Annotated in this window: 22 protein-coding genes and 1 tRNA gene; 10 read left to right on the top strand and 13 right to left on the bottom strand. The window is 66.9% G+C overall.

Annotated features, from left to right (window positions below; translation table 11 throughout):
* Position 1: 1 nt before the first annotated feature.
* The 3 genes from LDO14_RS07340 to pdhA are packed head-to-tail and all read right to left on the bottom strand — an operon-like array spanning position 2 to position 3,581.
* Positions 2–1,405: a dihydrolipoamide acetyltransferase family protein gene (locus tag LDO14_RS07340; protein ID WP_223994600.1), complete on the bottom strand. Its 1,404-nt coding sequence runs from the start codon at positions 1,403–1,405 to the stop codon at positions 2–4.
* Positions 1,402–2,412 (bottom strand): alpha-ketoacid dehydrogenase subunit beta, encoded by a 1,011-nt coding sequence (locus LDO14_RS07335; RefSeq protein ID WP_018771669.1) that lies wholly within the window; start codon positions 2,410–2,412, stop codon positions 1,402–1,404. The genes LDO14_RS07340 and LDO14_RS07335 overlap by 4 nt, the downstream gene beginning before the upstream one ends.
* A complete protein-coding gene (gene pdhA / locus LDO14_RS07330) occupies positions 2,412–3,581 on the bottom strand; it encodes a pyruvate dehydrogenase (acetyl-transferring) E1 component subunit alpha (protein ID WP_223994598.1) in 1,170 nt (389 codons plus the stop codon). The genes LDO14_RS07335 and pdhA overlap by 1 nt, the downstream gene beginning before the upstream one ends.
* Before the next feature lie 192 nt (positions 3,582–3,773).
* Between pdhA and LDO14_RS07325 the strand changes: the two genes are divergently transcribed.
* The 4 genes from LDO14_RS07325 to LDO14_RS07310 all read left to right on the top strand — a co-directional run bounded on the left by LDO14_RS07325 (position 3,774) and on the right by LDO14_RS07310 (position 6,136).
* A complete protein-coding gene (locus tag LDO14_RS07325) occupies positions 3,774–4,247 on the top strand; it encodes an Lrp/AsnC family transcriptional regulator (protein ID WP_223994596.1) in 474 nt (157 codons plus the stop codon).
* Between the two features lie 145 nt (positions 4,248–4,392).
* Positions 4,393–4,938, top strand: a complete 546-nt coding sequence (locus LDO14_RS07320) for a hypothetical protein (RefSeq protein ID WP_018771666.1) — start codon at positions 4,393–4,395, stop codon at positions 4,936–4,938.
* 170 nt (positions 4,939–5,108) lie between these two features.
* Complete coding sequence (locus LDO14_RS07315) at positions 5,109–5,513, top strand: DUF4383 domain-containing protein (RefSeq protein ID WP_056389952.1); 405 nt, start codon at positions 5,109–5,111, stop codon at positions 5,511–5,513.
* Positions 5,514–5,515: 2 nt separating this feature from the next.
* On the top strand, positions 5,516–6,136 hold the full coding sequence (locus LDO14_RS07310; RefSeq protein WP_223994594.1) for a hypothetical protein: 621 nt from the start codon (positions 5,516–5,518) through the stop codon (positions 6,134–6,136).
* A 138-nt stretch (positions 6,137–6,274) separates the two neighbouring features.
* Here LDO14_RS07310 and LDO14_RS07305 read toward each other — a convergent pair whose 3' ends face one another.
* Together LDO14_RS07305 and LDO14_RS07300 are read right to left on the bottom strand one after the other, a co-directional pair.
* Positions 6,275–7,891 carry a sodium/solute symporter gene (locus tag LDO14_RS07305; protein ID WP_018771663.1) on the bottom strand — a complete coding sequence of 539 codons (1,617 nt, stop codon included), beginning with the start codon at positions 7,889–7,891 and terminating at the stop codon, positions 6,275–6,277.
* A complete protein-coding gene (locus LDO14_RS07300; protein ID WP_056389964.1) occupies positions 7,888–8,268 on the bottom strand; it encodes a DUF485 domain-containing protein in 381 nt (126 codons plus the stop codon). The genes LDO14_RS07305 and LDO14_RS07300 overlap by 4 nt, the downstream gene beginning before the upstream one ends.
* Before the next feature lie 232 nt (positions 8,269–8,500).
* Here LDO14_RS07300 and LDO14_RS07295 point away from each other — a divergent pair, with 232 nt between their 5' ends.
* The 5 genes from LDO14_RS07295 to LDO14_RS07275 are packed head-to-tail and all read left to right on the top strand — an operon-like array spanning position 8,501 to position 13,013.
* Complete coding sequence (locus tag LDO14_RS07295; protein ID WP_026266130.1) at positions 8,501–9,682, top strand: histidine kinase; 1,182 nt, start codon at positions 8,501–8,503, stop codon at positions 9,680–9,682.
* A 33-nt stretch (positions 9,683–9,715) separates the two neighbouring features.
* On the top strand, positions 9,716–10,432 hold the full coding sequence (locus LDO14_RS07290) for a LytTR family DNA-binding domain-containing protein (RefSeq protein ID WP_018771660.1): 717 nt from the start codon (positions 9,716–9,718) through the stop codon (positions 10,430–10,432).
* Complete coding sequence (locus LDO14_RS07285; protein WP_018771659.1) at positions 10,429–10,800, top strand: membrane protein; 372 nt, start codon at positions 10,429–10,431, stop codon at positions 10,798–10,800. The genes LDO14_RS07290 and LDO14_RS07285 overlap by 4 nt, the downstream gene beginning before the upstream one ends.
* A gap of 34 nt (positions 10,801–10,834) precedes the next feature.
* The gene (locus LDO14_RS07280; protein ID WP_018771658.1) at positions 10,835–12,316 is read left to right on the top strand and encodes a cation acetate symporter; all 1,482 of its coding nucleotides are present in this window, start codon (positions 10,835–10,837) and stop codon (positions 12,314–12,316) included.
* 4 nt (positions 12,317–12,320) lie between these two features.
* Positions 12,321–13,013 (top strand): hypothetical protein, encoded by a 693-nt coding sequence (locus tag LDO14_RS07275; protein ID WP_144600375.1) that lies wholly within the window; start codon positions 12,321–12,323, stop codon positions 13,011–13,013.
* Positions 13,014–13,034: 21 nt separating this feature from the next.
* On the opposite strand, the gene LDO14_RS07270 is transcribed toward LDO14_RS07275, so the two are convergent.
* From LDO14_RS07270 to rpsB, 6 genes are all read right to left on the bottom strand, one after another.
* Positions 13,035–13,619, bottom strand: coding sequence for a DivIVA domain-containing protein (locus LDO14_RS07270; protein WP_018771656.1), 585 nt, complete (start codon positions 13,617–13,619; stop codon positions 13,035–13,037).
* 119 nt (positions 13,620–13,738) lie between these two features.
* Positions 13,739–14,659 carry a phosphatidate cytidylyltransferase gene (locus LDO14_RS07265; protein ID WP_018771655.1) on the bottom strand — a complete coding sequence of 307 codons (921 nt, stop codon included), beginning with the start codon at positions 14,657–14,659 and terminating at the stop codon, positions 13,739–13,741.
* The gene (frr, locus tag LDO14_RS07260; RefSeq protein WP_018771654.1) at positions 14,659–15,216 is read right to left on the bottom strand and encodes a ribosome recycling factor; all 558 of its coding nucleotides are present in this window, start codon (positions 15,214–15,216) and stop codon (positions 14,659–14,661) included. Before frr ends, LDO14_RS07265 begins: the two co-directional genes overlap by 1 nt.
* Positions 15,217–15,345: 129 nt before the next feature.
* Positions 15,346–16,083 (bottom strand): UMP kinase, encoded by a 738-nt coding sequence (gene pyrH / locus LDO14_RS07255; RefSeq protein WP_018771653.1) that lies wholly within the window; start codon positions 16,081–16,083, stop codon positions 15,346–15,348.
* A 134-nt stretch (positions 16,084–16,217) separates the two neighbouring features.
* Positions 16,218–17,054, bottom strand: coding sequence for a translation elongation factor Ts (gene tsf, locus LDO14_RS07250; RefSeq protein ID WP_018771652.1), 837 nt, complete (start codon positions 17,052–17,054; stop codon positions 16,218–16,220).
* A gap of 128 nt (positions 17,055–17,182) precedes the next feature.
* On the bottom strand, positions 17,183–18,040 hold the full coding sequence (rpsB, locus tag LDO14_RS07245; RefSeq protein WP_018771651.1) for a 30S ribosomal protein S2: 858 nt from the start codon (positions 18,038–18,040) through the stop codon (positions 17,183–17,185).
* Between the two features lie 458 nt (positions 18,041–18,498).
* Here rpsB and LDO14_RS07240 point away from each other — a divergent pair, with 458 nt between their 5' ends.
* A complete protein-coding gene (locus LDO14_RS07240; protein ID WP_018771650.1) occupies positions 18,499–19,110 on the top strand; it encodes a M23 family metallopeptidase in 612 nt (203 codons plus the stop codon).
* 69 nt (positions 19,111–19,179) lie between these two features.
* On the opposite strand, the gene LDO14_RS07235 is transcribed toward LDO14_RS07240, so the two are convergent.
* Together LDO14_RS07235 and LDO14_RS07230 are read right to left on the bottom strand one after the other, a co-directional pair.
* Positions 19,180–20,370 carry an acyl-CoA dehydrogenase family protein gene (locus LDO14_RS07235; protein ID WP_018771649.1) on the bottom strand — a complete coding sequence of 397 codons (1,191 nt, stop codon included), beginning with the start codon at positions 20,368–20,370 and terminating at the stop codon, positions 19,180–19,182.
* A 144-nt stretch (positions 20,371–20,514) separates the two neighbouring features.
* Positions 20,515–20,588 (bottom strand) — tRNA-Ile (locus tag LDO14_RS07230).
* Between the last annotated feature and the right edge of the window lie 17 nt (positions 20,589–20,605).

Below are 20,605 nucleotides of genomic sequence, written 5' to 3'. Positions count from 1 at the left end.
GTCAGACCATCGTGAGGACCATTCCCGGCTCGGCAAGGATCGCTCCGACGTCGGCCAGGAACCGGGACCCCTGTTCGCCGTCCACCAGGCGGTGGTCAAAGGACAGGCTCAGCGTGAGCACCTGCCGCAGTGCCACCTCGCCCTTGTACTCCCACGGCATGGTCCGCACCGCACCCAGGCCCAGGATCGCCGCCTCCCCCGGGTTGAGGATGGGGGTACCCGCGTCGATGCCAAATACGCCGATGTTGGTAATGGAGATGGTACCGCCGGACAGGTCAGCGGGCTGGGTCTTGCCAGCCCTGGCGGTTTCCGCGAGCGCTGTCAGCGCCTGGGCAAGCTGCGGGAGCGCCATGGCGTCGGCGTCCTTGATGTTGGGGACCATCAGTCCGCGGGGTGTGGCGGCGGCAATGCCCAGGTTCACGTAGTTGAAGGTGACGATCTCCTGGTTGTCCTGGTCCCAGCGGGAATTCAGCGCCGGGTTCCGCCGCACGGCCACCAGGACGGCCTTGGCAGCGAGCGTCAACGGGGTGAGCCTGGTTCCGGAGAACTCCCTGCTGTTCTTGAGTTTCGCCAGCAACTCAAGGCTGGGCGTGACATCCACGGTGAGGAATTCGGTGGCGTGCGGAGCGGTGAAGGCGCTCTGCACCATCGCCGCCGCGGTGAACTTGCGCACGCCCTTGATGGGAGTCCGGGTCTCCCGCTCCCCCGGCCGGGTTCCACCGGCTACCGGCACGGGTCCGGCCGGCGGCGCAGCAGGCTCGCCCCCGTGCCCTGCAAAGTCCTGGACGTCCTCCCGCGTGATCAGCCCGCCGGGACCTGTGCCGTGCACCTGCGCGAGGTCAACTCCCAGGCCTTTGGCCAGTTTGCGGACGGGAGGCGTGGACCGGGGTCGCTCGGCAGGCTGGACATGGCCAACCTGGACATCGGCAGGCCGGGCGGGCTCAACCACCGGCGCCAGGTTCCCGGAAGCCTCCACCGGGGCGAAGTTCCGCGGCCGCCGCGTTGGCCGGCCGGAACCTTCGACGACGGCGCCGTACCCCACCAGGTTGGGTTCCCGTTTCGGCGTCTCCGCTGCGCTTGGAGCTTCCGCGGGGGCCTCCCCCATCCCCGGCGAAAAGGCGCCGGGCGCCTGCGCAGGTGACGCACCGGCGTCGTCCGCCACCTCGAAGGAGACGATCGGCTTGCCCACCTCCACCACGGAACCCGGCTGTTCGTGGAGTTCCTTGATGACGCCGGCAAACGGCGACGGGAGCTCCACCACGGCCTTGGCGGTTTCCACTTCGGCGATGACCTGGTTCAGGCTGACGGTGTCGCCAACGGCCACTTTCCAGCTGAGGATTTCGGACTCCGTGAGTCCTTCACCCAGGTCGGGGAGCCGGAATTCCTTGATCATGGTGGCGCTCATCCTTCCAGCCCGCTCAGGGAATTGGGGCGGCCCAGGGCGCGGTCCACGCCATCGAGGATGCGGTCCAGGCCCGGCAGGTGGTGCATTTCCAGCTTGGAGTACGGGTAGGGAATGTCGAACCCGGTCACCCTCACCGGAGCGGCCTCCAGATGGTAGAAGCAGCGCTCCGTAATGCTGGCCGCCACTTCCGCGCCCAGCCCGCCGGATTGTGCGGCCTCGTGCGTCACCACCAGGCGCCCGGTCTTCCGCACGGACGCCACCACGGGCTCATAGTCCACGGGCGCCAGCGAGCGCAGGTCGATGACTTCAATGGAGATGCCTTCGTCCGCCGCGGCGGAGGCGGCATCCAGGGCCGTCTTGACCAGGGGCCCATAGGCCACCAGCGTGACGTCGCTGCCGTCGGTCAGGACGCGTGCCTTGTCCATGGGCAGGGCGGAACTCGGGTCCACGGACTCGTCAACTTCGCCTTTGTCGTGGTAGCGGCGCTTGGGTTCGAAGTACAGCACGGGGTCGTCGCAGGCGATGGCCTGCTGGATCACGGTGTATGCGTCCTGCGGGTTGGCCACGGTCACCACCCGAAGCCCTGAGGTGTGGGTGAAGTAGGCTTCCGGGGATTCGGAGTGGTGTTCCGGCGAGCCGATGCCGCCGCCGAACGGCACCCTGATGGTGATGGGCATCCTGACCGCCCCGCGGGTGCGGTAGTGGAGTTTTGCCACCTGGCTGACGATTTGGTCGAACGCCGGGTAGATGAAGCCGTCGAACTGGATCTCCACCACGGGCCGGTAGCCGCGGTAGGCCAGGCCTACGGCGGTGCCCACGATGGCGGACTCCGCGAGCGGGGTGTCCACCACCCGGTGCTTGCCGAAGTCTTTTTGCAGGCCGTCCGTCACCCGGAAGACGCCGCCCAGGGCGCCGATGTCCTCGCCGAGGAGGACCACCTTGGAGTCGTTTTCCAGCGACTTGCGCAGCCCGGCATTGATGGCACGGGCAAAGGTCAACTGGGTCATCAGCGTGCACCTTCCTTGGAAACGGCTCCGTCGGGGTCACCGAAGGACGCCAGGTAACGGGCGTAATGGTCCTGCTGGCGTTCCAGCCAGGAATTGGGCGTGCTGTAGACGTGCTTGAAGATGTCCATGGGCTGGGGATCCGGCATGGTGGTGCATCCGCGGCGCATCTCCGATGCAACGGCATCGGCTTTGTCCTTGACCTGCTGCTGCAGCTCCGCGGTCAGGATTCCCTTCCGGTCCAGGAGGCCGGCCAGCCGGGAGATGGGGTCCTTGGCGGCCCAGTCCTCCAGTTCATTGGCGTCCCGGTAACGGGTGGGATCGTCGGCGGTGGTGTGCGGGCCCATGCGGTAGCTGACGGCCTCGATGAAGGTGGGGCCGCCGCCGCGACGGGCCCGGTCCAGTGCCAGCCGGGTGGCAGCCATGACCGCCAGGACATCGTTTCCGTCCACCCGCAGGCTGGGGATGCCGAAACCCGTGGCCCGGTCCGCGAGCTGGATGTGGGACTGCAGCCGTACGGGCTCGGAGATGGCCCAATGGTTGTTGGTGCAGAAAAACACCACCGGGGCCTGGAAGCTGGCGGCGAACACCATGGCCTCGTTCAGGTCGCCCTCACTGGTGGCACCGTCCCCGAAGTAGGTAACGGCCACGGCGTCGGCGCCGTCATTCTGGATCCCCATGGCGTAGCCCGTGGCGTGCAGGGTCTGGGCGCCGATGATGATCTGCGGCGTTGCCATGTTGATGCTGTACGGGTCCCAGCCGCCGGAGGCGTTCCCCCGCCACACCCGGAGGAGGTCGGTCAGGTCAACACCGCGGCAGTACGCCACTCCGTTCTCGCGGTAGCTGGAGAACACGAAGTCGTCCGCCCGCAACGCCCTTCCGGACCCTATCTGGGCTGCCTCCTGGCCCAGGAGCGGGGGCCACAGGGCCAGTTCACCCTGCCGCTGCAGGGCCGTGGCCTCCACATCGATCCGGCGGATGACGGTCATGTCCTCGAAGAGGGAGCACAACTGATCGTCGGTAATGTCCCGGACCCAGAAATCAAACTCCGGGTGGCTGATGCGCTCACCTGACGGGGTGATCAGCTGGAGGAGTTCCGGTCCGGCTGCGCCGGGGGTTTTCGCGCTTTCGGGGGTTTTTGCGCCGCCAGGGCCCGTTTCGTCTGTAGACACGATTGCCGCAACCTTCGTACGTCGTTGACCCGTGGTTTGCGGACTTTTGGCCCTGCCGCCACCGGCCTTCCGGGCGTCATTGCCCCAGATACTGTGACCCTACTCACAATGCCCAACGGGTACAACCACTGCGGCGCTTATTGAGCAGGATGCCCTGTCTGGAGAGCTGGCACCGTGCTAGCGTTGCGCATTATGCGAGCTTTGGATGGCACTGACACCCGCCTGTTGTCGGCACTCGCGCAGGATCCCCGCCGCACCGTGGTGGCCCTCGCGCAGAAGCTGGGCCTGTCCCGCAATACCGTCCAGGCGCGCATGGCCCAGCTGGAAAAGAAGCACGTCTTCCTGTCCTTTGAACGGCGCATCAATCCCGTGGCCCTGGTGTATCCGCTCATGGCTTTCATCTCCGTCCACGTGCAACAGCAGAGGCTCGGGCAGCTGGCGGAGGACATTGCCGCCATCCCCGAGGTGCTGGAAGGTTACGGGCTGACAGGATCAGCGGACCTGCTGCTGCGCGTGGTGGCCAGGGATGCAGAGGATCTCTTCCGTATCAACGGCAAGATCCTGGCCTGTGATGGCGTGGAGCGGGCTGACACCGCCCTGGCGATGGGTGAGTTGATCCCCTTCCGGGTGCAGCCCCTGCTGGACCGCGGCTCGGAGGGCGCATAGCGCAGGCACCGGACCTTCCGCGCGGCGCTGCACGCACGACGGCGGCGGGCAGGGTTATAGGCTGGATTCCGTCATATGCCGGGCCGGGAGAGGCCCGGGCCAGTACGCCGGCGCCACAGCGCCTGTCAGACGAGAGGCCTCCCTTTTGAGCAGTCCCCAGGATCCGTACCGGCAGGGCCGGGCGGGCTACACGCCACAGCAGTTTCCAGCACTGCCGGAGCAGCCCGCCCCGTTCGGCCTCCCGGGGGAACCGCCCCGGCAGCGGAGCCGGCGGAGGCTGTGGATCATCCTTGGCAGCATCGGCGGGGTGCTGCTCCTGGTGATCCTCGGCGTCGTCATCCTGGTGAACGTCGTGGGAAGCGCCACCAACCAGGCCAGGGGCCTGGCGGACGGCTTCACCAGGAAAGTCATCGCCGGCGACACCTCCCGCGCCTATGACGAATACCTTGACCCGGCCCTGCAGAAGCAGCTTTCCAAGGAGGCCTTCATCTCAGGGGTGAAGAGCCTGGAGATGGACAGTTCCTGCCAGCCCGCCTACAACGAGCTCAAGGTGGCCACCGACAACGGGATGAAGTCGGCCGAGGTAGTGGGCCAGATCAGCTGCACCGGCAAGAAGGTGGACCTCGCCTACCGCTTCGAAGGCACGGACCGGCTGCTGATGACCAACATCAAACTGCGGCCGGCAGCCTAGCCGGACGGCCGGCGCCCCGGGCAGCGGGGCACCGATCGGGAAAGTGGAAAGGGTACTGATCTTTTTACCCATCCATGCGCGGCCATGATCCGAATCGCTTCCGAGGGTCCCGACCAGGGGCCTGTTTATCCGGCGGGAACTGCTGCCCGCCCTATCGGAAGGAACCGGCCATGCGCAACTCACCCAACCGCCTCGTCGCCACCGTTTTCGGAGCCGTCTACCTGCTGGTGGGCCTCCTGGGCTTCGCTGTCACGTCCGGCGTCGGTTTCGCCGCCACCGAAGGCGCGAACCTCATCATCTTCGAAGTCAATCCGCTGCACAACGTCATCCACCTGGCCATCGGCGCCGCGCTGCTCTTCGCCGGGCTTCGCGGAACGGCCACCGCCCGAACCGTGAACGCCACGGTAGGCGCCGTCTACCTCCTGGTGGGCATCGTGGGTCTGTTCCTGCTCAACTCGCCGCTGAACATCATCGCCCTGAACGGCGCCGACAACGTCCTGCACCTCGCCAGCGCCGTACTCCTCCTCGGCGTGGGCCTGTCGCTGGACAAGTCCCCGGCCACCGCAAGGGCTTAGCCGTGGCGGTCCCGGTACCGGTCCGGCCGATGGCGCCGGACCAGCCAGGCCTGCAGGCAGGCAGTGCTGTTCGACTCGTCACCGGGTTTGCGGGCTTTGGTGCGGGATCGGTCAACCTCGCCATTTCGTCCAGTATCTTTTCGGCAGCAGCGGGACCTGCGGCCACCCCAGCGGTTGCCGCAGGTGTTGCGGCCGGGGCCTGGGGGCTGATGCTGCTCGCCGCTGCCGTGGTGTTCCTGGCAAGGGACCGGCTGCCGGGCGGCCGGAAGTCGCGGTATGTGCTGGCCGGTGCAGCCGCCGTCCACCTGGCCGCGATGGCATCACCTCCCGTTGCCGGCCCGGCCTCGGGCCTCAGCCTGACCCACCTTTCGGCGTTGCTGCTCACGCTGATGATCCTCGCGTCGCTCGGGTGGCTCCAGCGCGAACGGCAGCACCGCGAACCGCGGGTTCCGGCCGCAGGGGCCGGAGGGCGGCCGGGCCGGCTGTTGCTGGGAGCTTTCGCCGGCGCCGTCCTGGTGGCAGGGATTGCGACGCCGGGCCTCGCCGCCTCGACGGCCGGCCAGTACGCCGTCCCGCACGGCGGGCACGGGAACCCGGCGCCGGGCGGCCACCACCAGCACTGAATCCCCCTTCCGGGAAACCGCGCGGGGGCGGCAAACGCAAAGAGCCTCCAGGCCGCGGTATGCGGCTGGAGGCTCTTCGCTGTTATGCCGACGCTGCCGGCATATCCACCAGTGGCCAGCCAGTTAGTGGTCCGGCTGTCAGTGGTCCACGGCCTTTTCGGCTCCGATGCCCGTGAGCGAGCGGACTTCCATTTCCGCCTGCTTCGCGGGGTCTTCCGTCCTCTTGTCCAGGGTGGTGCCCAGCCAGCCCAGGAAGAAGGCCAGCGGAATGGACACAATGCCCGGGTTGCTGAGCGGGAAGAGGGCGAAGTTGGCCCCGGGGATCATTGAGGTCTTCGCACCGGAAACCACCGGGGAGAACACGATGAGCAGGATCGCCGCGGCCAGGCCGCCGTACATGCTCCACACGGCGCCCTGGGTGGTGAACTTCCGCCAGAACAGCGAGTAGATGATGGTGGGCAGGTTGGCTGAAGCGGCGACGGCGAAGGCCAGCGCCACCAGGAAGGCAACGTTCTGGCCGTTGGCGAAGATACCGCCCAGGATGGCCAGGATGCCGATTACCACCACGGTGCGCCGGGCCACCCGGACTTCAGTCGCCGCGTCGGCCTTGCCCTTGGCGATGACGTTGGCGTAGATGTCATGCGCAAAGGATGCGGCAGCCGTGATGGTCAGGCCTGCCACCACCGCCAGGATGGTGGCGAAGGCGACAGCGGAGATGAAGCCGAGCAGCAGCGGCCCGCCCAGGTGGAAGGCCAGCAGCGGGGCGGCAGCGTTGACGCCGCCCGGGGCGCCCTTGATGGTGTCCGGACCCACCAGGGCCGCAGCACCGTAGCCCAGCACCAGGGTGAACAGGTAGAACAGGCCGATCAGCCAGATGGACCAGACCACGGACTTGCGCGCTTCCTTGGCCGTGGGCACCGTGTAGAAGCGCATCAGGACGTGCGGCAGGGCTGCCGTGCCCAGGACCAGCGCCAGGCCCAGGGACATGAAGTCCAGCTTGGAGGTCTCGGTCTTGCCGTACTGCAGGCCCGGGTTGAGCACGGCCGGGTTGTTGGCCGTCTCCACCGCGCCGCCCAGCAGGGCGGAAAGGTTGAAGCCGTAGATGGCCAGGACCCACAGGGTCATGACTGCGGCGCCTGCGATCAGCAGCATGGCTTTGATGATCTGGACCCAGGTGGTGCCCTTCATGCCGCCGATCAGGACGTACATGATCATGAGGGCGCCGACGACGACGATCACCAGCGCCTGGCCGCCCCAGTCGCTGATGCCCAGCAGGAGCGAAATCAGGCTTCCCGCACCGGCCATCTGGGCCAGCAGGTAGAAGAAGCAGACGGCCAGGGTGGAGATGGCGGCCGCGATCCGCACCGGGCGCTGCTTCAGCCGGAAGGAGAGCACATCGGCCATGGTGAACTTGCCGGTGTTGCGCAGCAGTTCGGCCACCAGCAGCAGCGCCACCAGCCAGGCCACCAGGAAGCCGATGGAGTACATGAAGCCGTCATAGCCGTTGATGGCGATGGCACCGGTGATGCCCAGGAAGGATGCTGCCGACAGGTAGTCGCCGGCGATGGCGGTGCCGTTCTGCGAGCCCGTGAACGAACGCCCGGCAGCGTAGTAGTCGGCGGCAGTTTTGTTGTTGCGGCTGGCGCGGAACACGATCACCATGGTCACGGCCACGAACAGGCCGAAGATGCCCATGTTCAAAAGGGTGGTTTCCTTGAGGGCGGCAACGTCCACCGCGGCTGGGATTGCGATCATTTGTTGGCTCCGCCCACTCGGTTTCCGTTCTTATCGAATTCGTGGCCCTCGATCTCATGCCTGATTTCCGAGGCGATGGGGTCCAGTTTCCGGTTCGAGTAGTGGACGTACCAGCCGGTGATGGCAAAGGTCGAGATGAACTGGAGCAGGCCCAGGATCAGGCCCACGTTGATGTTGCCCCAGACCTTGGTGGACATGAACCCCACCGCGTAGTCGGCGAGCAGGACATAGGCGAAGTACCACAGCAGGAAGGCCACTGCCATGGGGAAGACAAAGCTGCGGTGACGCCTGCGCAATTCCTGGAACTGCCCGGTCGACTGGACCTGCTCGAAGTCCACGGACGCCGCTGCGTCCGGAGTATGGGCATCATTACCCATGATTCCTCCTCATTGAGTTGCCGGTACACACCGGGCGGCAGGCCCTGGGACGAAGGCCCCGGACTGGGGCTTCGGACAGGGACACTGCGCAGAGGCACTGCACAGGAACACCGCAGATGTGACACCAATCACTCTGCCGCTGCCGGCCTGCCCGTTCCAGAACTTCGCCGCCCACGGTCGCTCAACGGTTGCGATGCTGCGGCAAACGGCACCCGCCGCTACGCTGGGCACCATGCCGGACTCCCCCCTCCTCACCGCTGCGGCCGTTGCGGTGATCGCCATGGCCATTGCCGTCGTCGTCGGCGTGGGCCTGAAGGTGCTCCGCTCCTTCAGGGACCTTGGCACTGACGCCGAGCGCGCCACCTACCACACGCTCCACGCGGCATCCCAGGCCGGGCAGCACCTGCGCCGCGGCCTGAACCCGGCCGGCGCTGCCAAAGCCAGCCGGCAGCTGCGCACCCTCCTGGGCTGCGACGCCCTGGCGATCACGGACACGTCCGGCGTGCTGGCCTGGGACGGCGGCGCCGAGGACATCCGGCCGCACCTGATGGAACTCGCCGCAGGGGTCCTTTCGTCGGGCCGGACCGCTGTCCTCTCCGCAGGCGTGGACGGAACCGGCGGCCGCCTTGCCGGCGTCATCGCCCCGGTGCGGGCCGGCACCCGTATAGTCGGCGCCGTGGCCGCCTTCGCTCCTTCCGCCGGGGCGGGCCTGGTCAGGGCGACGGGGGAAGTGGCCGACTGGGTGGCGGTGCAGGTGGAGCTCGCGGAATTGGACGCGTCCCGCACCCTGCTGATGGAGGCGGAAGTGCGGGCGCTGCGTGCCCAGATCAGCCCGCACTTCATCTACAACTCACTGAACGCCATCGCGTCGTTCATCAATACGGACCCTGAACGGGCCAGGGAGCTGGTGGTGGAGTTCGCGGACTTCACCCGCTACTCCTTCCGCCGGCACGGCGACTTCACCACCCTCGCAGAGGAGCTTCGCTGCATCGACCGCTACCTGCTGCTGGAACGGGCCCGGTTTGGTGAGCGCGTGCAGGTCAGCCTGCGCATCGCCCCCGAAGTGCTCAGCACCGTCATCCCCTTCCTCAGCCTCCAACCACTGGTCGAGAACGCCGTCCGGCACGGGCTCGAGGCCAAGGCGGGGCCCGGTCATATCAGCATCACCGCCGAGGACGCCGGCGCATTCGCGGAAGTCACCATTGAGGACGATGGCGTGGGAATGGACCCGGAGCAGCTCCGGTCGGTGCTGGCGGGGCATGCGGACGGGGACCACGTGGGGCTGCGGAACGTCGATGCCCGCCTCCGGCAGGTGTACGGCAACGACCATGGACTGGTGGTGGAAACCGCGCCCGGTGAGGGAACGCTGATCACCATGCGGGTGCCAAAGTCCCAGCCCGGGCACGATGCGTGAGGCGGCCGCTGCAGCTGGAAGTACCCTAGGAGAATGATTAACGTCCTCGTCGTTGATGATGAGCTGCCCGCCGTTGAGGAACTGGCGTTCCTGCTGGGCAGGGACGAACGCATCGGCAAGGTGCTGCGGGCGACGTCCGGCGCTGAAGCACTCACGGCCCTGTCCGCCGGGAGCATCGACGCCGTCTTCCTGGACATCCATATGCCCGCCGTGTCCGGCCTGGACATCGCCGGCGCCATCGCCCGGAGCAGCAATCCCCCGGCCGTTGTCTTTGTCACCGCCGACGAGGAGCACGCCCTGGCGGCGTTCGAACTCGCCGCCGTGGACTACCTGCTCAAGCCGGTGCGTGCCGAGCGCCTGGCCCGCTCCGTGGGGCGGATCAGTGAACTGCGCGACGGCGGCGCGGCACCGGAGATGATCACGGTTGACCAGGGCGGGACCACCAGGATGATCCGCCGCGACGACGTCACCTACGTCCAGGCGCAGGGGGACTACGCGCGGCTGCACACCGCCGATGCCAGCTACCTCATCCGGGTGCCGCTGGCCGACCTTGAACAGCAATGGGCGGACGCCGGCTTCATCCGCACCCACCGCTCCTACCTGGTGGCACTGAAGCATGTGTCCTCAATGAAGCTGGCGGCCGACGGGCCGCGCGTCACGGTGGCGGGCGCGGGCCTCCCCATCAGCAGGCGGCACCTGCCCACCGTGCGGGAAAGGCTGGAGGCCACCAGGATCAGGCCGCACGCATGAGCCGCGTCCGGGTCACCGCACCGCACGCTTTCCCCCGGTCCCCGGCGCAGGGCGGGCGGCGTTCGCTCGAATCGCGTGAAGCCGCACAGGATTCCGAGGTGGGTCAGGTGTTCGTCCGCTCCCTCATCAGGTCCCAGCTGCGGCTTGCCCTGGTGGTGGCGGGCGGCTTCCTGCTGATCCTTGCCGCTTTCCCGTTGATCCTTGTGGTGGTTCCCGGCCTGGCCGAAACCCGGATCGGCGGCCTCCCGTTCGGCTGGCTCCTGCTGGGGGTTGGGATCTACCCGGTGATCGGGTTGAGCGCCTGGCTGTACGTCAGGACTGCGGCGCGCAACGAGGCCCGCTACCGGGACCTGGCCGGCGAACCATGAACACGCGTTCGCACCACAACCCGGTGAGGTACGGGTGAATGCCGGCGTCGCCATGGCAGCCGTGGCGGTGGTGTCCCTTGCCACGGCCATTATTGGTTTCTACGGGCTGCGGATCTCACGCACCACGGGGGACTTCTACGTTGCCTCGCGCACCGTGCGGCCGTGGTGGAACGCGTCGGCGATCGGCGGCGAGTACCTGTCCGCCGCCAGCTTCCTGGGCGTGGCCGGGCTCATCCTGCTGTCCGGGACAGACGCGCTTTGGTTCCCGGTGGGATACACCGCCGGCTACCTGATGCTGCTGCTCTTCGTCGCCGCGCCGCTGCGGCGTTCGGGCGCCTACACCATCCCGGACTTTACCGAATCACGGCTCTCTTCCAGGACGGTGCGGAGGGTTACCAGCCTGGTGGTGGTCGTGGTGGGGTGGCTGTATATCGTCCCGCAGCTCCACGGAGCGGCCCTGACCATCCACATCGCCACGGGCCTGCCGTCCTGGGTGGGTTCCGTGGCCGTCGTGGTGGTGGTTTGCCTGACGGTGGTGGCGGGCGGAATGCGGTCCATAACCTTTGTCCAGGCGTTCCAGTACTGGCTCAAGCTGACCGCCCTGGCCGTGCCCATCCTGTTCATCATCTTCGTGCTGGCGGGCCACGGGGCCCAGCCGCAGTCCGCGCCGGCGGTCAACCCCACGGACCTGGCACCCGCCGGGCTGTACCAGAACGTGTCCCTGCTGGTGGCCCTGCTGTTCGGCACCCTGGGGCTGCCGCACGTGCTGGTGCGTTTCTACACCAATCCGGACGGGCACTCGGCGCGGCGCACCACCCTGATCGTCCTGGGCCTGCTGTCCGTGTTCTACCTCTTCCCCACGGCCTACGGCCTGGTGGCCCGCATGTACGCACCCGGCCTGGCCCGTTCCGGACAGCCGGACGCCATGGTCCTGCGGCTGCCGGGTGAACTCGTCGGCGGGATGCCCGGGGACCTGCTCTCTGCCCTGGTGGTGGCGGGCGCCTTCGCCGCGTTCCTGTCCACCACGTCGGGCCTGGTGGTGTCGCTTGCCGGCGTCATCAGCCAGGACGTCCTGGGCGGCAGCGTCCGCGGTTTCCGCCTCGCCGCCGTCGTGTCCGCCGTCGTCCCCCTTGGCTTTGCCTTCATGACGGGATCCCTGGCACTGGCCGGCAGCGTGGGCCTGGTCTTCGCCTTCACCGCCTCCACCGTGTGCCCGGTCCTGCTGCTGGGCATCTGGTGGCGCGGCCTGACCGACGCCGGGGCCATCGCCGGCATGCTGACCGGCGGGGTGCTGTGCGGCGGGGCAATGATTGCGGGCTCCGTGACCGGTTCGGTGCAGACACCCGCGTGGCTCGCGCAGCCTGCGGCGTGGAGCGTGCCTGCCGCCTTCGCCGTCATGGTCATCGTGTCCCGGGCCACCTCCCACCGGGTTCCCGCCACGATGCCGCGGATCATGACCCGCCTCCATACCCCGGAGCGGCCGCTGGCCACCGAACGGGGGCCGGGAGGACAATAACGCCATGTCCACCCAGGACGGCGGTACGTCCGACCAGCATGGTGCAGTTCCGGCCTCCGTGCGTGCGCAGCTGCTCGCCACGGAACACTGGGGCCTGCTGGCATCCCGCAGCACGGCCCAAGGCGAGGTACTGACCCGCATCAGCATGTTCCTCACCTTTACGTCGGCAAGCCTGGTCAGCGTGGCGCTGGTGGGGCAGGCCACAGGGTTTTCGGATGCCTTTGTCCTGCTGGCCGTGGTTATTCTCTTCATCGACGTGGCGATCGGGCTCCTGACCCAGCTCCGGGTCATGAACGTGGCGCACGAGGACCTCATGTACGTCACGGCAATGAACAGGTTGCGGGCTGCCTACGTGGACCTTGATCCGGGAGTGGCACCGTACCTGATGGCTGCGCACCACGACGACGAGCCAGGCTCCCGGCAGACGTACTACTTCTTTGGGGGCAGGGGCAGCTTCAGCCATGTGGCGGGCAGCAGCATGATCTTCATGGCGACGGCGAACGCCGCCTTGATTGCCATCCTTTCGGGCCTGCTGGTGACTCTGGCCGGAGCGGGTATGGCGGCAGCCCTTGTGGCGGGCGCCGCATGCGGTGCAGGGTTCCTCGGCGTGGCCGCCGTGAAGGGGTACAGGGGCTATCGCGATGTATGGCGTCGTTTTGCGCCGCTCTCCCCCACTCCGCCGCGGGACCGGGAATAGCGGCTGCGGGGCGTGGCCCCGTCAGTCGATGGCAGCCATCAGTTCGACGACGCGGTCCAGGAAGGCATCCACTTGGGATTCCTCGTAGCCATCCTGGCCAACCGCCGGGCGGAAGACTGCGCGGCGCACGCTGTCCACGCTCAACGGCTTGTCCTGTTCGAGGTAGGCGACAAGTTCGTGGCACAGCCGGTCGACGTCGGCCGTGTTGTAACTGCGGGCCTTCTTCTTGGTGGGCCGGCGGAAGCGGTCACCGTCCGGCCGGTGCAGCCGTCCCCGGAGGATGCCGGAGAGGCTTCCGATCTCGCGCAGCCAGGCTTCCTCGCCCTGGGCCGCGATGAGCTCATCCCGTTCCCGGCGGGCGAAGGCGTCCTCCAGCCGGTCCAGTGCGGCGTCCACGACGGCCGCGGAGTAGCCGCCCTTGACGGGGTCGAAGGACACGGCCCTGACATCGGCGCTGTTGACGGGGTCGGTGGCGGCATGGGGTGTTTCCAGCGAGACCCGCGCCCGCTGCAGGAACTCGTCCACCTGCTTGGCGTTGTACCCGTACTCACTGCGCTGCACGCGCTCAAAGGACGCAGGGATTTGCCGATGAATGTCCAATGCCACTTCGATTCCTTCAATGCTCTTCAGCCGTAGTGCTTCCGCACCAGTCTAGGATGCCGGGGTTGCTTCAGCCGCCCGGGCCCTTTTTATGTCGGACGCCCGGTTGTGCCGGGACTGATGGGTTATGCGCCGGCCACGAGCCCGTACAGGATGAAGGCCACGGGCGAGGCGAAGACGATGGAGTCCAGCCGGTCCATGACACCCCCGTGTCCGGGCAGGATGCTGCTCATGTCCTTGACGCCCAGTTCACGCTTGACCATGGATTCGCCAAGGTCACCGGCTGTGGCCGCGGCAACGGTTCCCACCGCCAGCACCACTCCTACCCACCAGGGCTTGTCCAGCACGAAGATGGCAGCCAGCACGCCGATCAGCATGGCGCCCGCCGCGGACCCTGCGAATCCCTCCCAGGATTTCTTGGGGCTGATCTTCGGCGCCATGGGGTGCTTGCCGATGGACGCGCCCACGAGGTAGCCGAACGTGTCGTTGGAGACCACCAGCAGCAGCATGACGGCAATCTCCCACGCACCGATGGGGGCGGCGCCGCCGGGCCAAAGCCCCAGCGGCGTGGTACCGGCCGCATGCAGCGGCAGTGCCGCGAAGCTGATGAAGAACGGTACCCAGCCCAGCGTGAAGACACCGGCGAAAATGCTGTTGGCCGATCCGGCGGCGCTTTCGATCGACCGCCACAGCAGGACTGCCACGGCGCTGAGGAGCAGGGCAAACAGTTGGCTCTCGATGCCGCCGAAGTAGGCGGCGAAAGGCAAGGCCACCGTGCCGGTCATGACCGGCACGATGGGCATCCTGGTCCCGTTGTGCTCCAACGCCCGGTAGATCTCCCACACGCCAAAAACGGCGAAGGCCGCGACGATGGCTACGAAAGCCAGCGGGATGAACAGCAGGCCGCCCAGGACGGCAAGCAGCATCGCCAGGCCCACCACGACGGCGGCGGGCAGGTTCCGCCCGGCCTTTGGCGTCGGGTTGCTCCTGGGCTGCTTCCCCCGTGTGCGCGCCCTGGGTGCGGGGGCCTGATCTGCCTGGCCCATCAGACTTCGAGCAGCTCTGCTTCCTTGCGCTTGAGCAGCTCGTCGATGCCGTCCACGTGTGCCTTGGTGAGGCTGTCCAGTTCCTTTTCGGCGCGGGTGCCTTCGTCTTCGCCGGCCTCGCCGTCCTTCACCAGGCGGTCAAGGGTCTCCTTTGCCTTGCGGCGGATGTTGCGGATGGAGATCTTGGCGTCTTCGCCCTTGGTCTTGACGATCTTGACGTATTCCTTGCGGCGTTCCTTGGTCAGCTCCGGGATGGTGATCCGGATGACGTTGCCGTCGTTGGACGGGTTGGCGCCGACCTCGGAATCGCTCAGTGCGCGTTCGATGTCGCGCATGGCGGACTTGTCGAACGGGGTGATCAGGATGGTCCGGGCGTCCGGGATGGCGAAGGAGGCCAGCTGCTGCAGCGGGGTGGGAGAGCCGTAGTAGTCCACCAGGACCTTGTTGTAGAGGCCGGGATTGGCGCGACCGGTACGAATGGAGGCGAAGTCTTCCTTGGCTACCTCAACCGCCTTGTCCATCTTCTCTTCGGCCTCAAGCAAGGTATCTTCGATCACGGTCTCTCCTGACGGTTCTGGTGCAGTCCGGGGCGCCGGTTCCCTGCACTCACGTGGTTCTTTGTTGCCGTTTCCGTCCCCGCCGGGAGGGGCGGGGACGGAACTGTCCTGGAATCATCCTAGCCGGAGCTAGGCAGTGACCAGCGTGCCCAGCTTTTCGCCGAGGATGGCGCGGGTGACGTTGCCTTCACCCTCCATGCCGAAGACCACCATGGAGAGGTTGTTGTCCTTGCACATGGTCATGGCCGTCTGGTCCATGACGCGGATGTCGCGGCGCAGCGCATCGTCGTAGCTCAGGGTCTCCAGGCGTTCCGCGGTGGGGTCCTTCTTGGGGTCTGCGGTGTACACGGCGTCCACCCCGCTCTTGGCCATGAGGACCACGTCGGCATGCACCTCCAGGGCCCGCTGGGCTGCCACGGTGTCGGTGGAGAAGTAGGGCAGGCCGGCGCCGGCGCCGAAGATGACCACGCGGCCCTTCTCCATGTGGCGGATGGCACGGCGCGGAATGTAGGCCTCGGCCACCTGGCCCATGGTGATGGCACTCTGGACGCGGGTTTCCACGCCCGCCTGCTCCAGGAAATCCTGCAGTGCAAGGCAATTCATGACCGTGCCCAGCATGCCCATGTAGTCGGCGCGGGATCGGTCCATGCCGCTCTGGGACAGTTCGGCGCCGCGGAAGAAGTTACCGCCGCCCACCACGATGGCCACTTCCACCTGCGGGACGGCCGCCGCAATCTGCTTGGCGACGTCGCGGACGGTCTCGGGGTCGACACCGAGTTTCCCGCCGCCGAAGACCTCGCCGGAAAGCTTCAGGAGGACCCGCCGCTTGTTCTTCTCGGAATGGATGACAGTGTTGACGGCTTCCATGATGCCTTCCCGTTGATGACTCTGAAAAAAGGGTATCCTGCCGGATCCTGTGGTCGGAACCGGCCGCGCTCCATGTGGACTGCGCGCATGCAAAAGGGGCGGCCACCGAAGTGGCCACCCCCTTGCGGAATCGACTAGGAGCCGACGCGGAAACGCGTGAACGCGGTTCCCTTGACACCGGCCTCTTCGAGGATCTGTGCCACGGACTTCTTTGCGTCCTTCGCGAATGCCTGGTCAACCAGGACCTCGCCCTTGTAGAAGCCCGTCACGCGGCCTTCCACAATCTTGGTGAGGGCAGCTTCGGGCTTGCCTTCGGCCTTGGCGGTCTCCTCGGCAATGCGGCGCTCGGACTCAACGAGTTCGGCAGGAACGTCCTCACGGGTGAGGTAGTTCGGAGCCATGGCGGCGATGTGCACGGCGACGTCGTGGGCGGCGGTGGCGGCGGCTTCGCCTTCACCGTCGACAGCGAACAGGACGCCAACCTGGGCCGGGAGGTCCTTGGAGGTCTTGTGCAGGTAAGCGTCAACCGTTGCACCCTCGATGCGGGAGATGCGGCGGACAACAACCTTCTCGCCCAGGACTGCGCCCTCTTCGATGACGACCTCGGACAGCGGCTTGCCGTCGACCTCGGTGGCCAGCAGGGTTTCGAGGTCGGCGGCGCCGGACTCGACGGCGACGGCCAGGACCTTGTCGGCCAGCTGGATGAACTTGTCAGCCTTGGCAACGAAGTCGGTCTCGCAGTTGACCTCGATCATGACGCCGACGCCATTGCTGACCTTGGCGGCCACGAGGCCTTCAGCGGTGGAGCGGCCTTCGCGCTTGGTAGCGCCCTTGAGGCCCTTGATGCGGATGATCTCGATGGCCTTCTCGGCGTCACCGTTGGCTTCGTCAAGAGCCTTCTTGACGTCCATCATGCCGGCGCCGGTGCGCTCGCGCAGGGCCTTGATGTCCGCGGCAGTGTAGTTCGCCATGTGAACCCCTCTGTCTAGAAAATGTGTGGTGGTGTACGGACCGACAGGACGGCGGCCCACAAGGTGGGCTGCCATCCTGTCAGCAGTTCCGGCTGCGGACAGCGCGGAAAATCCGGATTTAAGTTGTGTTACTTGGCGTCTTCGGCGGGAGCCTCGGCGGCGGCCGGAGCTTCGGCTTCTTCAGCCGGAGCAGCGGGGGCTGCAGCAGCTTCCTCGGCCTTGCTGCCTTCGAGGAGCTCGCGCTCCCACTCAGCCAGCGGCTCTTCCGGAGCTTCGGTGGCGCCCGTGCCGCGGTTGTTGCGGGCGATCAGGCCCTCGGCAACGGCGTCGGCGACAACGCGGGTCAGGAGGTTCACGGAGCGGATGGCGTCGTCGTTGCCCGGGATCGGGAAGTCGACTTCGTCCGGATCGCAGTTGGTGTCCAGGATGGCCACAACCGGGATGTTCAGCTTCTTGGCCTCGTCAACGGCGAGGTGTTCCTTCTTGGTGTCCACGACCCAGAGCAGGGACGGAGCCTTGGTCAGGTTGCGGATACCGCCCAGGTTGGACTCCAGCTTGGTGAGCTCGCGCTTGAGGAGCAGCAGCTCCTTCTTGGTGTACGCGGAGCCGGCGACGTCGTCGAAGTCGATCTCTTCGAGTTCCTTCATGCGCTGGATGCGCTTGGCGACGGTCTGGAAGTTGGTCAGCATACCGCCGAGCCAACGCTGGTTGACGTAGGGCTGGCCCACGCGGGTGGCCTGCTCGGCAATTGCTTCCTGGGCCTGCTTCTTGGTGCCGACGAAGAGCACGGTGCCGCCGTGGGCAACAGTGGCCTTGACGAACTCGTAGGCACGGTCGATGTAGGACAGCGACTGCTGAAGGTCGATGATGTAGATGCCGTTGCGCTCGGTGAAGATGAAGCGCTTCATCTTCGGGTTCCAACGGCGGGTCTGGTGTCCAAAGTGGACGCCGCTGTCAAGCAGCTGGCGCATGGTTACGACGGGCATTCCGACGCTCCTTATTTTCCGGCAGGTCATTCATGAGAAAACCCGGAGGCTTCTTACCCTGCCAATAGTTGACGGTTGATTAGCGTGGCCCGGGCGGGCCGTGCTCCTGGCATCCACCGCCCTTCCCATCAGGACCAAAGCCTGACCGCAGGAAGCGCAGTCCTCCGTGCACGACACCGGGGCGTCGGCAGCCGGAGGGCTGGATGCGCGTAGTCAGCCGCCGCTCCCCCACACTTCTGAATGAGATGTGCCGACGCAATCCGGACAGGGGCATGTACCGCGGGGGTAAACCACTGGGACGGGAAGCGTTGAGGGCGCAGCAAACTGCTCCATCAAGTGTACTACAGGCGTCCCCTTCCACCGGACACCCGGCGCTGCCGGCGCACGCCGCCAGGTGGTTGTCCACATAGGCGGAAAATGCCCTGCCGGTACCACGCGCGGCCGGGCAGGCTGGTCCCATGAAACCACCGGTGCTCCTGGCCGCACTCCTGCTGTTGCCTGCGTCCGTGGCCTCGCCCGGCCCGGCCCTGCCGTCCGGCGCTGGCACACTCCAGGCAGCCACACTCCAGGCATCCACACTCCAGGCATCCACCCGCGCGGCAACCATCCACAGGGACAGAACGACGGCGGCTGCCGCGGCGGGTGCAGCACCTTCCTGGCAGTGGCCGCTGGCACCGCGCCCGCCTGTGCTGCGCGGTTTCAATCCCCCGCCAAAGCCCTGGCTCAGCGGCCACCGGGGCGTTGACCTGGGTTTCGCCGTGGCCGGGGCTCCCGTCACGTCCCCCGCGGCGGGAACGGTGGGCTTCGTGGGGGTCGTGGTGGACCGGCCCGTGATCACCATCGACCATGGCGGTGGACTGCGGAGCAGTTTCGAACCCGTGGAGAGCACCCTGGCAGTCGGGGCCACCGTAACTGCGGGCCAGGTGGTGGGGGCCGTGCTGCCGGGACACTGCCCGGCGGCGCAGTGCCTTCACTGGGGAGTCCGGGACGGAGAGGACTACGTCAATCCGCTGCAGTTCGTCCTGGACCTTCGCCCGTCCATCCTGCTTCCGCTGCCAGGCCCGCCGTGACCTGCAGTCCCGTCGGGGGCGGCGGGTCGGTGGCGGCCAGGCGGTGGGGTCGCACCTTGGGAATGCCGGCTAGACGATGGCCGAGATGCCCGTGATGGCCCGCCCGGTGACCAGCGTGTTGATCTCGGCTGTGCCCTCGTAGGAGTAGATGGCCTCGGCGTCGGCGAAGATCTTGGCCATCTCGAAGTCGGTCACGATTCCGTTGCCGCCAAGGATGCTGCGGCCCAGCGCCACGCTGTCCCGCATGCGCGCCGTGGCGAAAGCCTTGGCCAGCGCCGACTGTTCGTCCCTTGCCGCGCCCTCGTCCTCCAGCTGTGACAACCGGACCATCATCCCTGTCGAACTGACGGTGTTGCCCAGGATCCGGACCAGCTGGTCCTGGATGAGCTGGAAGGAAGCCAGGGGGCGGCCGAACTGGTGGCGCTCCACGGCATAGCGGCGGGCAACGTCGAACGCGGCCAGCTGGAGACCAACGGCCTGCCAGGCGACTGACAGGCGGGTGGCCTTGAGTACTTTGTTGACGTCCCGGAAACTGTTGGCGTTGGCCAGTTTGAAGCGTTCCGGGACCACCACGTCCGCCAGGACAATGTCGGCGTTTTGGACGGTGCGCAGGGAGATCTTGTTCTCGATCTTCGTCGCGCTGAACCCGTCAAGCGTGGTGTCCACCATGAAGCCCTTGACCTGGTTGTCCGCCACGTCCCGGGCGTACACCACCACCCAGTCGGAAAAGGTGGCGTTGCCGATCCACCGTTTTGCCCCGTTGAGGATCCAGTTGCCTCCGTCTTTCCGCGCCGTGGTGCGCGTTCCGCCGGCAACATCGCTGCCGCCCAGCGGCTCGGTCAGGCCGAAGGCACCGATCTTCTTCAGCGAGTAGATGTCGGGAAGCCACGCGTCCTTCTGCTCCTGGGACGCCAGCAGCTCGATGGAACCGGTGAACAGCCCGTCGTGCACGCCCAGGAATGTGGCGATGGAGGCGTCGGCACGGGTGACCTCGGCGTGCAGCATGCCGGCGAAGAGGTTGGAGTACCCCTGCCGGCGGACGGGGCTGACCAGGTCCAGGCCGGCAAGCTTCGGCACCAGGTCCGCGGGGAACTCACCGCGGTTCCAGCAGTCCACCGCGATGGGCCTGACCTCACGTGCCAGGAAGTCGCGGACCTCGGCGAGGCGGTCCTGTTCCTTGCCGGAGAGAAGCTGTTCGAAGGCAAAGAAATCCCCGTCGGCGTAGGGAAGTTCGTGGGGATCGGCTGCGGAGCTGGCCATGGGTACCTTCTTTGGTGATCAGCGCTGACCATGCCGCGGAGCGGAGCACGGTATGTTACTGGTCAGTAACATACCGCAGGAGGCGGGGTTAACCAAGAAAACCGCGGCCAACGAAGATCGTCGGCCGCGGTTGTCGATTGGCGGTAGGGCTACTCGGACTTGAACCGAGGACCTTAGGATTATGAGTCCCGCGCTCTAACCAGCTGAGCTATAGCCCCAAACCCCCGCAGACACG

It is taken from the genome of Arthrobacter sp. NicSoilB11 (assembly GCF_019977375.1).
In the GTDB taxonomy this organism is placed as follows: Bacteria; Actinomycetota; Actinomycetes; order Actinomycetales; family Micrococcaceae; genus Arthrobacter.
Note: the sequence above shows the minus strand (reverse complement) of the source record. Positions and strands in the feature narration are given on the sequence as shown.